The organism is uncultured Flavobacterium sp., assembly GCF_951805225.1.
Lineage (GTDB): Bacteria > Bacteroidota > Bacteroidia > Flavobacteriales > Flavobacteriaceae > Flavobacterium.
Genome location: NZ_OX638201.1, coordinates 1,373,803 through 1,386,788, shown reverse-complemented (window position 1 = coordinate 1,386,788; position 12,986 = coordinate 1,373,803). Strand labels below are relative to the sequence as shown.

The 12,986-nt window shown below is 31.8% G+C and carries 12 protein-coding genes; 9 read left to right on the top strand and 3 right to left on the bottom strand.

Annotated features, from left to right (window positions below; translation table 11 throughout):
- Positions 1 to 65 precede the first annotated feature (65 nt).
- Positions 66 to 1,322, bottom strand: a complete 1,257-nt coding sequence (locus WN975_RS05875; RefSeq protein WP_337965679.1) for a mechanosensitive ion channel — start codon at positions 1,320 to 1,322, stop codon at positions 66 to 68.
- On the bottom strand, positions 1,315 to 1,602 hold the full coding sequence (locus tag WN975_RS05870) for a DUF3817 domain-containing protein (protein WP_337965678.1): 288 nt from the start codon (positions 1,600 to 1,602) through the stop codon (positions 1,315 to 1,317). The genes WN975_RS05875 and WN975_RS05870 overlap by 8 nt, the downstream gene beginning before the upstream one ends.
- A 103-nt stretch (positions 1,603 to 1,705) precedes the next feature.
- Here WN975_RS05870 and WN975_RS05865 point away from each other — a divergent pair, with 103 nt between their 5' ends.
- The 5 genes from WN975_RS05865 (at position 1,706) to WN975_RS05845 (ending at position 7,430) form a co-directional block, all read left to right on the top strand.
- Positions 1,706 to 2,236, top strand: a complete 531-nt coding sequence (locus tag WN975_RS05865; RefSeq protein WP_337965677.1) for a DUF6155 family protein — start codon at positions 1,706 to 1,708, stop codon at positions 2,234 to 2,236.
- Between the two features lie 111 nt (positions 2,237 to 2,347).
- Positions 2,348 to 3,889: a DEAD/DEAH box helicase gene (locus tag WN975_RS05860; RefSeq protein ID WP_099712438.1), complete on the top strand. Its 1,542-nt coding sequence runs from the start codon at positions 2,348 to 2,350 to the stop codon at positions 3,887 to 3,889.
- A 198-nt stretch (positions 3,890 to 4,087) separates the two neighbouring features.
- Complete coding sequence (locus WN975_RS05855) at positions 4,088 to 5,422, top strand: DEAD/DEAH box helicase (RefSeq protein WP_337965676.1); 1,335 nt, start codon at positions 4,088 to 4,090, stop codon at positions 5,420 to 5,422.
- Between the two features lie 83 nt (positions 5,423 to 5,505).
- Positions 5,506 to 6,030 carry a GNAT family N-acetyltransferase gene (locus WN975_RS05850; RefSeq protein ID WP_337965675.1) on the top strand — a complete coding sequence of 175 codons (525 nt, stop codon included), beginning with the start codon at positions 5,506 to 5,508 and terminating at the stop codon, positions 6,028 to 6,030.
- Positions 6,031 to 6,152: 122 nt separating this feature from the next.
- On the top strand, positions 6,153 to 7,430 hold the full coding sequence (locus WN975_RS05845) for an NAD(P)/FAD-dependent oxidoreductase (protein ID WP_337965674.1): 1,278 nt from the start codon (positions 6,153 to 6,155) through the stop codon (positions 7,428 to 7,430).
- A gap of 214 nt (positions 7,431 to 7,644) precedes the next feature.
- On the opposite strand, the gene WN975_RS05840 is transcribed toward WN975_RS05845, so the two are convergent.
- On the bottom strand, positions 7,645 to 8,874 hold the full coding sequence (locus WN975_RS05840; RefSeq protein WP_337965673.1) for a multidrug effflux MFS transporter: 1,230 nt from the start codon (positions 8,872 to 8,874) through the stop codon (positions 7,645 to 7,647).
- Positions 8,875 to 9,024: 150 nt separating this feature from the next.
- Here WN975_RS05840 and WN975_RS05835 point away from each other — a divergent pair, with 150 nt between their 5' ends.
- The 4 genes from WN975_RS05835 to WN975_RS05820 all read left to right on the top strand — a co-directional run bounded on the left by WN975_RS05835 (position 9,025) and on the right by WN975_RS05820 (position 12,737).
- On the top strand, positions 9,025 to 9,444 hold the full coding sequence (locus WN975_RS05835; RefSeq protein WP_337965672.1) for a hypothetical protein: 420 nt from the start codon (positions 9,025 to 9,027) through the stop codon (positions 9,442 to 9,444).
- Positions 9,445 to 9,545: 101 nt separating this feature from the next.
- Complete coding sequence (locus WN975_RS05830; protein WP_337965671.1) at positions 9,546 to 9,926, top strand: hypothetical protein; 381 nt, start codon at positions 9,546 to 9,548, stop codon at positions 9,924 to 9,926.
- 294 nt (positions 9,927 to 10,220) lie between these two features.
- Positions 10,221 to 12,137 carry a DUF294 nucleotidyltransferase-like domain-containing protein gene (locus tag WN975_RS05825; protein ID WP_337965670.1) on the top strand — a complete coding sequence of 639 codons (1,917 nt, stop codon included), beginning with the start codon at positions 10,221 to 10,223 and terminating at the stop codon, positions 12,135 to 12,137.
- Positions 12,138 to 12,140: 3 nt separating this feature from the next.
- Positions 12,141 to 12,737 (top strand): 3'-5' exonuclease, encoded by a 597-nt coding sequence (locus WN975_RS05820; protein ID WP_337965669.1) that lies wholly within the window; start codon positions 12,141 to 12,143, stop codon positions 12,735 to 12,737.
- Positions 12,738 to 12,986 lie beyond the last annotated feature (249 nt).

The following is a 12,986-nucleotide window of genomic DNA, read 5'->3' as shown; positions in this document are numbered from 1 at the left end:
TTTGCGAACTTTGCGGTTAAGAACATTTTTTAAACTTGAAACAAAGAAAACCTGAAACAAAATTCCTAATCTAAATGCCCAATTTTCGATGGTAATTCGAAGATTTCAAGGTCAAAATATTCTACAGAAGCCATAACGTGATCAAAAATATCGGCCATAATATATTCGTAATTTGCCCAGCGTTTATCACTTGAAAAAGCATAAATTTCTAACGGAACTCCGTGCGCAGTCGATTGTAACTGACGACACATCATATGCATTTCTTTATTTAAACCCGGATGTGTGATTAAATATTGAATGATATATTTTCTAAATAATCCCAGATTAGTCATATTTCGGCCATTAAGCGCCAAAGTTTTGTCTACGCCACGAATATCATTGTATTTTACAATTTCTGATTGTCTGGTTTCGATATAATTACTTAGAAGTTGTACTTTTTTCATCTGATCCAAATCTTCATCCGTTAAGAAACGAATACTGCTGCTTTTGATCAAAACGTGTCTTTTAATACGTCTTCCGGCAGATTTTTGCATTCCGCGCCAGTTTTGGAACGAGTCTGAACTTAAAGCATAAGTTGGAATTGTAGTAATCGTGTTGTCGAAATTTCGAACTTTAACCGTTGTCAGATTAATTTCGATTACGTCACCATCAGCACCAAATTTATCCATCGTAATCCAGTCACCAATACGAACCATATCGTTTATCGCAACCTGAACGCTTGATACAAATCCTAAAATAGTATCTCTGAATATCAAGATAATAATTGCCGAAAGTGTTCCTAAAATCGTCAATAATTCACCTTGTTTGATTCCGAATAAAGTCGAAATAATCATGGCAACACCAAAAATCCAAAGCACAATCATAATAACCTGAACGAAACTGTCGATAGGCTTATCGCTGTATTCCGGTTTCTGCTTTAGATAATCTCGTAAAGCATTAAAAATCGTTCTGATAATCCATAAACTGATGAGAACGATATAAATACCAACGATTTTTCCAAAAAGCGTTTCCCAATATTCATATTTGTCCAGAATAATTGGAACTGCTTTATAAATAAAGAAAAACGGAATTAAATACGCGGTGTATTTTGTGGTTTTATTGTGAATTAAATAATCGTCAAATTTTGTTTTGGTCTTTTGTGCAAAAATTGCCGTTAAGGTTACCAAAACAAATTTTGCCATATAATAAATGGCATAAGCCAAAACGACCATTATGGCAATATTAAAGACAAGGCTAACATAAGACGCAAAATTACGGCTCATTCCCCAGTCTCTAAAAAGAGGGTATAAAAAGTTGAATATTTTATTCAAAAGATTAGGCATTATTTTCTAAATATTTTTTCTCGATATAAAAAGTTCCAAAAGGAATAAGAGAAGCTATTTGAATAATTGCGAAAGTTTTTAAATCCCAGTTTTGAGGTTTTCTAAGTAAAAATGCCAACAAAACATATCCTATAAATAATACGCCGTGCGCCATTCCTAACGGACGTAATAAGGTATGGTAAAGTTCAGGATTGTTGGTTTTAATGAAAAGCATATTGGTAAATAACACTAAATAAGAGATTCCCTCTAAAATTGCAGTAACTTTGAAAATCTTGAGCATGTATATATTTTTTGAGTTTATTGAAGCAAAATTAAGTATTATCGTTGGTTTTTGCGACATGAATCAGGAAAGTAATTTACTTTTGTAATCTTAAACTTTGATAATGAGTAAACGCGATTTAAAAAAATATTTGGGTGAATTGAGCAAAGAACAACTCGAAGAACAAATAATTGAGTTGTATGAAAAGTTTAGTCCTGTAAAAGTCTATTATGATTTTGTTTTCAACCCAAAAGAAGACAAATTACTGCAGGAATGCAAAGTCAAAATCTCGCAGGAATATTTTCCAATTAAAAAGCCCAATTCAAAACGACGTCCGAAAGCCAAAATGCGTCGTTCTGTGGCACAGAAATACATTAAACATTTCATTTTATTGGGCGTTGATCCTTTTGTAATTGCTGATATTATGCTTTATAACATCGAAATTGCGCAAACTTATTCGTCGCAAAATTTTGTAAAGCAGGAATTATTTTACAAAAGTATGTTTAACTCATTTGAACAAGCTGTAAATTTTTCTATTTCAAACGGAATTTTATCTGATTTCAGAGAACGAATTATCGCAGTCGAACAAGAAACTATTCAACAAAAATGGAAAAATAAGTACGATTTTGAAGCAATTTTAGACAAAATCGACTAAAAAAAGTACTTCTCATAAAAAATCTTATTTAAAAAAAACATTTATTTTAGGTTAAAATAAGATGAATAACTGTTTTTTAGGTGTATTTTTGCAAAAATCCAAAAATAAACAATGTCTCAAAACACTTTAGAAATAGAAAGAGAAGAGAAAAAAGAACTTTATGCATACCAAAAAGGCGATATTGACGCCATTTTTGAACGTTTAGACAATGCTCCTTCGAAACATCATTTATTATACCAATTGCCTACAGGTGGCGGAAAAACAGTGATTTTTTCCGAAATCGTGCGTCGTTATTTAGCTAATAATGATAAAAAAGTGGTTGTTTTAACGCACCGTATCGAGCTTTGTAAACAAACCTCAAAAATGTTGAAAGGGTTTGGCGTTTCTAATAAAATTATCAATAGTAAAGTAAAGGAATTACCGGATCAAAACGATTTTTCATGTTTTGTGGCGATGGTAGAAACTTTGAAAAACCGTATCAACGACGAGAAATTACATCTTGACAACATTGGTTTGGTTATTATTGATGAGGCACATTACAATTCATTCAGAAAATTATTAAACTCATTCAAAAACGCTTTTATTCTTGGAGTAACTGCAACACCTTTGAGTTCGAATATAAAATTACCAATGCACCAGAGTTACGATGAACTTATTGTGGGAGACACCATTAGTTCATTGATTGACAAAGGTTTCCTTGCTCGCGCTACAACTTATAGTTATGATGTGGGATTGACATCGCTAAAAGTTGGTATCAACGGAGATTATACCGTAAAATCATCAGATGATTTATATACGAATACTATCATGCAGGAAAAACTTTTGCATGCGTATACAGAACGTTCGTTGGGTAAGAAAACGTTGATTTTCAACAACGGTATTCATACTTCATTATATGTATATGAAACGTTTAGAGAAGCCGGTTACGACATCAGACACCTTGACAATACAAGTAGTTCTGAAGAGCGTAAAGACATCTTACAATGGTTTAAAAAGACTCCGGATGCAATTTTAACTTCGGTAGGAATCTTAACAACTGGTTTTGACGAACCTACAGTTGAAACAATTATCCTGAACAGAGCAACAAAATCGTTAACTTTATACTACCAAATGATTGGTCGTGGATCTCGTAAATTACCTGGTAAAGACGAGTTTACAGTAATCGATTTAGGAAATAATGCAGCACGTTTTGGTCTGTGGAGCGAGCCTGTAAACTGGCAGCACATTTTTAAATCACCTGAGTTTTATTTGGAGAACTTACGTGATGATACCGAAATTGAATTGTATTTTAAATACAGCATGCCGCCGGAATTAAGAGCTAAATTCAGCAAAACTGCCGATGTAACTTTTGATGTTGATGAAGAACATAAATTAATCATCAAACAAAATTTACGTTCTAAAGTTGTATTAGACAAATCATTAGAGCAACATGCAGCAATGTGTGTCGACAATACAGAAACATTACAAGAAGCAAAATCATTAGGAAAAGAGCTTGATGACGATATCGAATGCCGTATCAAACGTTATGCAAAATGTTTGAGCCAATGTAGTAAAAACTACCGCGAATGGCTGGTTGACGATTACAAACTAAAACTAGTTTTGTTAATTGGTAAAAAGTATCGTGAAAAAATCATGAACGAACCGGACGAATAGAAAGTTGTTTCAGGTTTAAGGTTTCAAGTTTTTTTTGGAATCTAGACAAAATTATGTTCTTATAAAGGAGAAATAGCATTTTAGAGTAATTTATTCTATTGCGATTTCTCCTTTGCAAATTACTAGAAACTCATTTTTAAGTTTTCAAAGCAACCTGAAACTTGAAACAAATAAAAACAAAATAAACAAAAATAAAAGATGTCTAAACAATTCTCATCATTAGGAATTTCAGCACCAATTTTAAAAGCATTAAGCGAATTGAATATTGTTGAACCAACAGAAATTCAGCAAAAAACAATTCCGTTACTTTTATCTGAAAGTCATGATGTTGTAGGTTTAGCCAAAACCGGAACCGGTAAAACTGCCGCTTTCGGATTGCCATTATTGCAATTAATCAATACAGAATCTTCTGTTGTCCAAGCCGTTATTTTGGTTCCAACCAGAGAACTTGGACAGCAAATATTCAGAAATTTAGAGGATTTTGGAAAACATATTTCAAATATCTCTATAGCTTCAACTTGTGGTGGAATCCCCATTAAGCCACAAATTGAACGCCTTACACAACCAACGCATATTGTTGTAGCAACGCCGGGACGTTTGATCGATTTGATTCAGCGTAAAGCGATTGACTTAAAACAAGCTGAATATTTAGTTCTGGACGAAGCCGATGAAATGGTTTCTATTCTAAAAGAAAGCTTAGACGAAATCGTAGCCGAACTTCCTAAAAAACACCGCACATTATTGTTTTCAGCAACTTTACCGGGAACAATTAAACAATTGATTCAGAATTACTTAAATAAAAATGTAGTTCAGGTTAGCGCAAACATGGAAACTGTTGGTAACCAAGGAATTGATCACGAATATATTGTTGTTGATCCAATCGAAAAATTGGATGTTTTAATGCATTTTCTAAATTCAAAAGAAGGCGAACGCGGAATCATTTTCTGTAAAACTAAAGCTGCAGTAAATAAACTGGCTAAAAACTTAGCCATAAACCGTTTTTCTTCAGGAGCGCTTCACGGTAGTTTATCACAAGGAATCAGAGACAGAATCATGGAGCAATTTCGTGAAGGACACATTAATATTCTGGTTGCTACAGATTTAGCTGCGAGAGGAATTGACATAAAAGAAATTTCATATGTTGTAAATTATCATTTACCGGACACTTATGAAACTTACGTTCACAGAAGCGGAAGAACTGCAAGAGCTGGAGCAAAAGGACTTTCTTTAACGGTTTTACAAGAGGAAGAAGTTGTTGAAATTCCTGAATTCGAAAAAGAATTAGGAATAAAATTTACTAAATTCCAAAAACCTTCAGTTGTAAGTTTAGAAGAAAACAATACGCTTTTATGGGCGAAACAAATCTTTAAAACGAAGCCCAATCACGATATTTCAGTAGATTTAAAAACAAAGGTAAAAACAGTTTTTCATCACCTTACAAAAGATGAATTAATAGAAAAACTGATGGCAAATTACGTTTTACAAAACAAAGTTGAAGTAACTGAAAAACCTGTTAAAAAATTCAAAAAGTAACATTCTGAATTATTACATTTCGTAGTTTCTGTTGTATTTTTATAGGGTATTCTAAACCTTAAAAAAACAACAGGAAGTTACCTATGGAAACTATTGAAATAAAAAGAGTAACAATACAGGAGATTGACCAATTAAAAGAAATTGGCCGAAAAACTTTTCAGGAAACATTTTCAGAATCAAATGATGAAGAAAATATGACAAAGTATCTTGACGAAAAATTCTCCAGCAATAAATTAACCGAAGAACTTAACAATAAGGATTCTGAATTTTATTTTGCAACGCTTGAGAATAATGTGATTGGTTATTTAAAAGTAAATTTTGGCGAATCTCAAACCGAATTACAAGATGACAAAGCTTTGGAAATAGAGAGAATCTATGTTTCCAAAGAATTTCATGGTAAAAAAGTCGGACAAATACTTTACGAAAAAGCGATTCAAATAGCCAAAAACAAGAATGTTGACTATGTTTGGTTAGGTGTCTGGGAAGAAAATCATCGAGCTTTAAGTTTTTACAAAAAGAATGGTTTTGTCGAATTTGACAAACACATTTTTAAACTTGGAAATGATGAACAGACCGATATTATGATGAAACTCAAACTTATAAATTAATTTTTTAAGAATCAAAAGAAAACCTTAAATGGATTTTTTATTTGAAATTATAATGTTAAATTTATAGAACTGCAAAAGCAAAAATAGTTTCACTCATAAATCCTACTTAATAAGCAATATATATGAAGATAGTCATTATAGGAGGTGGTTTTGCAGGGATCAATCTCGCAAAAGAGCTTGTAAACCATCCTCAAATACAAGTAACACTTGTAGACAAAAACAATTATAACTTTTTTCCGCCACTAATATATCAGGTTGCAACCGCATTTTTAGAACCGTCAAGCATTAGTTATCCTTTTAGAAAATTCTTTGCAGGCAAAAAAAACCTTCAATTTCGCTTGGGCGAATTACTTTCTGTAGTTCCTGCCGAGAATAAAATAATTCTCAGTAATGGCGAATTAACATACGATTACCTAGTTTTTGCTACCGGAGCCGAAACAAGTTATTTTGGTATGGAAAACGTTATGAAAAACGCTATTCCGATGAAAACCTTAAATGATGCCATCGAAATGCGTAATGCGTTGCTAAAAAACCTTGAAAAAGCCGCTATTACAAAAGATATGCGTAAACGTCGCAAATTATTGACGATCGTTGTTGCGGGAGGCGGCCCCACAGGAGTAGAGGTTTCTGGAATGTTTGCCGAAATGCGAAAAAACATTCTATTAAAAGAATATCCAGAATTAGAAACTTCAGCCAGTAATGTTTATTTGGTCGATGGGGGAGACGCACTACTCTCGCCTATGAGTGAAGCTTCTCAAAAAGACACTTTAGAAGCATTGACAAAACTTGGCGTTGTAGTTAAATTACACACCAGAGTAACTGATTATGTTGATGATACCGTATTTTTTGAAAACGGAGAAACCATTAAAACCAAAAATTTAATTTGGGCAGCCGGAGTTTCCGCCAAACTTTTTGACGGAATCCCGAAAGAAAGTTATGGTCGAGGAAGACGTATGACAACGGATCAATATAATAAAGTAAATGGTTTCGAAAACATTTATGCAATTGGAGATACAGCGATTTTAGCCGGAGATAAAAATTTCCCAGACGGACATCCGCAAGTGGCTCAGGTCGCAATTCAACAAGGATTAAACTTAGCTAAAAACTTTAAAGCATTAGTTCAAAATAAACCGCTTAAACCTTTTGCTTACAATGACAAAGGTTCTATGGCAATTATTGGTAAAAATAAAGCTGTAGTTGATTTACCAAGCCCAAAATGGCATTTCAAAGGTTTCTTTGCGTGGATTATTTGGCTTTTTATCCATTTAATTTCCTTAATTACTTATAGAAACAGATTGAATACTTTCTGGAATTGGATGGTTGCTTATTTTGCCAGAGATCAATCTCTAAGAATGATTATCAGACCAGAAAAAAGATCTTTAGAAGATAAAGAAATTTAAATTCCAATCTTTTAAATTTCAAAATATATTAAATAAAAAAGCCTGAATCTACAATGATTCAGGCTTTTTTTATACGTTTCATTTGTCATTTCGACGAAGGAGAAATCACACAAGAAGCTCCATTCCTAAAGTCGTCAATCTTTGTCGAATTCCGTGTGTGATTTCTCCTCTGTCGAAATGACAAAAATGCGTGAAAATTTTGGATTTACTTTATTTAGTGCCCAACTACAACATCTTCATTTTCAGAAATTTCGATTTTTTGTTTGATAAAACGTTTACCAATATTTAAAACAATGAAAGCTATAATTGTAGTTGTAGTCATGATTAAAACCATTGGTACAACTGAGTTTTTAACAAAAATTCCAACTGCAAAAGAAGCCAACGCACCCAAACCTAATTGAATTGCGCCCATTAAAGCTGAAGCACTTCCGGCATTTTTGGCAAAAGGAGCCATTGTAAGTCCGGCAGTATTTGGATTTGAAATTCCTAAACAACCGAGGAATAAAAACAACATTGCGCTAGTTTGGTATAATCCCAACAAATTATTTAATGCTAATATTAAGAACACAATTCCAATAACAGATTGTAAAATTAATGCGCCAAAAATCATTTGTTCGCTAGAAAATCTTTTCAATAAAATTGAGTTTAACTGGCTTGAACCTATAAAACTCACGGACATAAAAGCAAAAATCCATCCATATATCTTAGCATCAACATGGTAAATATCCATAAAAATGATCGGAGAGGCCGCTACATATGTAAATAAACCCGAAAAAGCTATAGCACCGGTAAATGCATACGTATAAAACTGAGGTTCTTTGAGTACTTTTAAGAAATTCGTGATAATTGGTTTCGGCTTTAAAGATATCGAAGTATCTGGTTTATAAGAATTTGGCAAGCCAATTTGTGAAGCAATTAAAATCACGATTCCCATACACATTAAAATAAAAAATACGGTATGCCAGCCATAATCTTCCGTAACATATCCGCCAATTGTTGGCGCTAACATTGGCGAAAGCCCAAGAACAAGCATTAATAGCGAGAATACTTTTGGAATATCTTTTACAGGAAATAAATCACGAACCATGGCTACAGAAGCTACTGTTGCAGCACAACTCCCAACTGCCTGAATGAAACGTAAAAGTATAAAAGTGTCAATATCGGCAACATAAACACAACCTAATGAAGCTAGAATATAAACCATCAAACCAATAAATAAAGGCTTTTTGCGTCCAAAACGATCTAATAAAGGACCGTAAAGTAATTGTCCAGCCGAAATTCCGATAAAATAACTGGATAAAGTCATAGAAACTTTGGCAACAGTTGTATTTAAATCCTTGGCAATACCCGAGAATCCAGGTAAATACATATCAATTGAAAAAGGACCAAGAGCGGTTAAAGAACCTAAAATAAGTATTAATTGAATGTATTTTTTTGTTGTCATTTTCTTAAAAAAGTGCTTTTAATTTTTTACAAAGGTAAAGATTTCATACCTTGTAGTATAATTAAAACCTTTTTTAATAAAAGTTTGATTCCAATACGCATTAGTTAGATTGCAAAAAATCGTTTAAACACTAATCTTAAATTTAAAATTATGAAAAATTACATTTTACTATTCACACTTATTTTTACAACAATTTCATTCGCACAAACAATCGTGTCTAAAAAAGAAGACGCAAGCCCAGAGCAGTATGCCTTACTGCAAAAAGTTAATCAATATTATCCCGACATTACCTTAAACAAAACAGTTACAAACTTTTATGCCGATGGAAATATTATTGACACGCACCAGGAATTTGATTTAGCAACTTCAAAATTCTCAACTTACAAAATTGGACTTGAGCCGGATAATAAAAAATTATTATTTGAATATTCTTCTGATGAAACCGGAAAAGTTTATGGTGACGTTACAATTTTTAAAGGAAATGCTTTAAGAACAACTTTTTCTGAAAAAAATAATGAAATAAACGTTTCTTTAAATGGTAAATCAGTTTACACAAAAAAAATAAAATAAAACAATAAATGTTACAGTTATAATATAGAAAAAGCACACGCACAATACGTGTGCTTTTTTTTAGTTTATATTTGATACATGTTTATTAAAAAAATTATTTAATGAAAAAGTTTATTTTATTAGCCGTATTTATATCATTTACAGCGTATTCTCAAAATCGTTTTACAGGAACCTGGAGCAATGAAAATTGCAAGGATTGTAGTAAAAAATATATTTTGAAATTAAATTTAGCAGAATCAAATGATCAGATATTTGGAACTGCAGAAATTACGAGTGACAACAAAGAACTAAATTCTGGTATTATGGAAGTTTCAGGACATGTTTATAAATTTGGCGAAAAAGCACAAATCAATATTAAGTCCAAAAATGGTTCATCTGCAGGCGCAGCATTATTTATGAACGAAGGAAAATTAGAATTCAATAAAAGAGGCGGATCTGATATAATTCCAAAAGAAACGATTCTGACTAAGTTATACGATTAAAAGCGCTTTTAAAAGCGTATATATTTTGAACTATAATTTATATTATGTAAAATAGAATATTTAAGAAAATCCTCTTGTTCAGTTTCCTTGCGATATTCTTTAAACAAATTTTATTTCTGCCGAATATCCCTTCTTTTTTAAACCTTTAAAAATATTTAAATGCTTTTTAAGCCTTAGAATTAAATATTTTTTTGTAATTTTTTAAAATATTTAGATTCTCACAAAGATGCTTTCGTTGTAAGAGTTTATTTTATTATTTTTACATTCGATACTTTAAAAAAATTATCAAAATATATGAATACAATAGCTGAGCATATTGCAGATTTTTTAAAAGAATACCCGCCATTTGATAATTTAACTTTTCAGGAATTATCTGATATTGCAACCAATATTCGTGTTATAAATTTAGAAAAACATGCAGTATTATTTCAAAACAATGATTTACTTCACGACAGTTTTTATGTTGTAGCTTCTGGTATCATAAATTTAACAACAATTGCCGACGCCGAAGAAACGATTATTAACAAATGTCATGAAGGTGATATTTTTGGATTACGTCCGTTTTTTGCTAAGAATAACTACATGATGACGGCCAAAGCTCGTGAAGAAAGTATTATTTATGCAATTCCTATTGCTGTTTTCAGGCCTTTTGTTGCCAATAATTCAGATGTTTTGAACTTTTTATTAGAAAGTTTCGCTACAAATTCAAGGCATACAAAAGATAGCGTTAGTTCTAATGGAAAAATGATTTCTGATACTTCATTTTATGTAGATCAGCAATCAGAAATGCAATATATTCAGTCTCTTAACTATAATAATTCACCTTTAACGACTGACGCAAGTCACATTGTTAAGGATGTTGCGATATTAATGACTGATTCTATGATGGATAATGTCATTGTATGCGAAAAAAATCGCCCAATTGGCATTGTTACAGCTACAGATTTAGCCTCTAAGATAGCGACAGGACGTTATCCTATTACAGAGACAATTGACAAAATAATGTCATCACCTGTAGTTACCGTAATTGAGAATGTTTCTCTTGCCGAAGCACAATTACTAATGCTAAAACACAATGTGACGCACTTATGTGTTACAAAAGACGGTACAAGTAAATCTGCTGTAAAAGGAATAATTTCTGAGCACGATCTAATTGTAGCTCAAGCTAGTAACCCTGGTGTTTTAATTAAAGAAATTAAACGTTCTCAACTGCCAAAAGATCTAAAACAAATACGTGATCGTTTGTCTGATTTGATTCAAAATTCGATTCAGAAGAATATTCCAATTTCGCATATTAGTAATATTGTAAGCGAAATTAATCTGGCAATCATTAAACGTGCTGTCGAATTATCAATTTTAGATTTAGGCTCCCCTCCTGCACGTTTTGCTTGGTTAAGCATTGGTAGTCAAGGGCGTAAGGAACAACTTTTATTGACAGATCAGGATAGTATTTTGATTTTTGAAGATGTTGCTCCGGAAAAATACAGAGAAGTAAAAGATTATTTCTTAAGATTGGCAAAAAGAGCTACATCAATACTAGAAAAAGTTGGTTATGAATTTTGTCCAAACGGTCACATGGGAAGCAATATGCTTTGGTGTAAGTCATTGACTGACTGGACAAAACAATACAACAGCTGGATGAATACTCCAGGTGAAAACAGTAATGATTTGAGCAGTATTTTCTTTGATTACGAGATCGTTTTTGGAGAACCTAAAATTGAAGAAGTTATTGAGAATGTCATATTCAAAAATGCTGTTAACAATACTTTATTCTTTGACTTTTTAGGAAATGATGCTTTGAAAAAGAATTCTCCTTTGAGTTTTTTCAAAAAATTCATTGTTGAAGAAGAAGGTCCGGAAAAAGGAAAATTTGATATAAAAACTCGTGCATTAATGCCTTTGATTGATGGTGCGCGTTTATTAATTTTAAATTCGAATATCAAGGGAATTAAGAATACATATTTAAGATTCAAACAATTAGCAATAACAGATTCTAAAAATGCTGAGATATACTTAAGTTGTGCGGAAGCTTTTTTAACTTTATCAAAATTTAGAACTGTTGAAGGTTTAAAAAATGACGATTCTGGTCAATTTATAAATTTGAGAGAAATGTCTAAAACTGACAAAGAGAAGTTAAAAAATGCATTAACTCCAATGAAAGATCTTGAGGAATTAATTAAAAGTAAATTTCAATTGACCCAATTTTCATAAAATATGCTAGACTGGATTAAAAATATCAATAAGGAATATCCGGATTTCTGGAAAGATTACCTGACTAAATTCGAAACAAAACCTAATAGATTTGTAGTCTTATCGACTGAAACTTCAGGATTAAACCCAAATAAAGATGTTATTTTATCTTTGGGTGCTTTTTCTGTAGTTGACGACAGCATTATAATAAAGGATAATTTTGAAGCGGTTTTGTTGCAATACAAATTTTTACAGGATAATGGTCTTTCAAATGAATTCATTATCGAAAGTAAAATGCTAAAAATGCCTGAACCTGAAGCTATTGAAGCTTTGGTGAATTTTATAGGCAATTCAATTCTGGTTGGTCATCACATTAATTTTGACATCGAAATGCTGAATGCTGCATTAGAACGTCTTGATTGTGGAAGATTGAAAAATGAAGCTTTAGACGTTGATATGATGTACAGGAAATTAACTGATATCAATGACAAACAATTTTCGCTTGACGATTTAACGGAAATATTCAAAATTCCGAAAAGTGATCGAAATTCATCTGCTGAAGATGCTTATAAAATTGCTCTTTTGTTTTTGAAGCTTAAATCCAGATTGGGAATTAAATAATTTTTTAACCATATAAGTTATATAAGAAAATTTAAGTTTTTAGCCAGAGATTGGACTGAGCAAAATTGAAGTCTCACAAATATTATAATATAAAAAAAGCCTCTTAATTTTAAGAGGCTTTTTTTTTTGTTTTCAATTAATCATTAGATTTTATCGTTCATCAATCTAGGTTAGAAACAATGCAGAATTATTTTTTACCTTATTTTAATATTTTTAAAACTTATTAGGGATATTTTTAAAAACAACTTT

What these genes read in the sequence shown, in the direction of transcription:
- WN975_RS05820 (WP_337965669.1), top strand. Translation starts at nt 12,141, where the DNA reads ATGCTAGACTGGATTAAAAATATCAATAAGGAATATCCGGATTTCTGG.
- WN975_RS05825 (WP_337965670.1), top strand. Translation starts at nt 10,221, where the DNA reads ATGAATACAATAGCTGAGCATATTGCAGATTTTTTAAAAGAATACCCG.
- WN975_RS05875 (WP_337965679.1), bottom strand. Translation starts at nt 1,322, where the DNA reads ATGCCTAATCTTTTGAATAAAATATTCAACTTTTTATACCCTCTTTTT.
- WN975_RS05835 (WP_337965672.1), top strand. Translation starts at nt 9,025, where the DNA reads ATGAAAAATTACATTTTACTATTCACACTTATTTTTACAACAATTTCA.
- WN975_RS05860 (WP_099712438.1), top strand. Translation starts at nt 2,348, where the DNA reads ATGTCTCAAAACACTTTAGAAATAGAAAGAGAAGAGAAAAAAGAACTT.
- WN975_RS05850 (WP_337965675.1), top strand. Translation starts at nt 5,506, where the DNA reads ATGGAAACTATTGAAATAAAAAGAGTAACAATACAGGAGATTGACCAA.
- WN975_RS05855 (WP_337965676.1), top strand. Translation starts at nt 4,088, where the DNA reads ATGTCTAAACAATTCTCATCATTAGGAATTTCAGCACCAATTTTAAAA.
- WN975_RS05845 (WP_337965674.1), top strand. Translation starts at nt 6,153, where the DNA reads ATGAAGATAGTCATTATAGGAGGTGGTTTTGCAGGGATCAATCTCGCA.
- WN975_RS05830 (WP_337965671.1), top strand. Translation starts at nt 9,546, where the DNA reads ATGAAAAAGTTTATTTTATTAGCCGTATTTATATCATTTACAGCGTAT.
- WN975_RS05840 (WP_337965673.1), bottom strand. Translation starts at nt 8,874, where the DNA reads ATGACAACAAAAAAATACATTCAATTAATACTTATTTTAGGTTCTTTA.
- WN975_RS05870 (WP_337965678.1), bottom strand. Translation starts at nt 1,602, where the DNA reads ATGCTCAAGATTTTCAAAGTTACTGCAATTTTAGAGGGAATCTCTTAT.
- WN975_RS05865 (WP_337965677.1), top strand. Translation starts at nt 1,706, where the DNA reads ATGAGTAAACGCGATTTAAAAAAATATTTGGGTGAATTGAGCAAAGAA.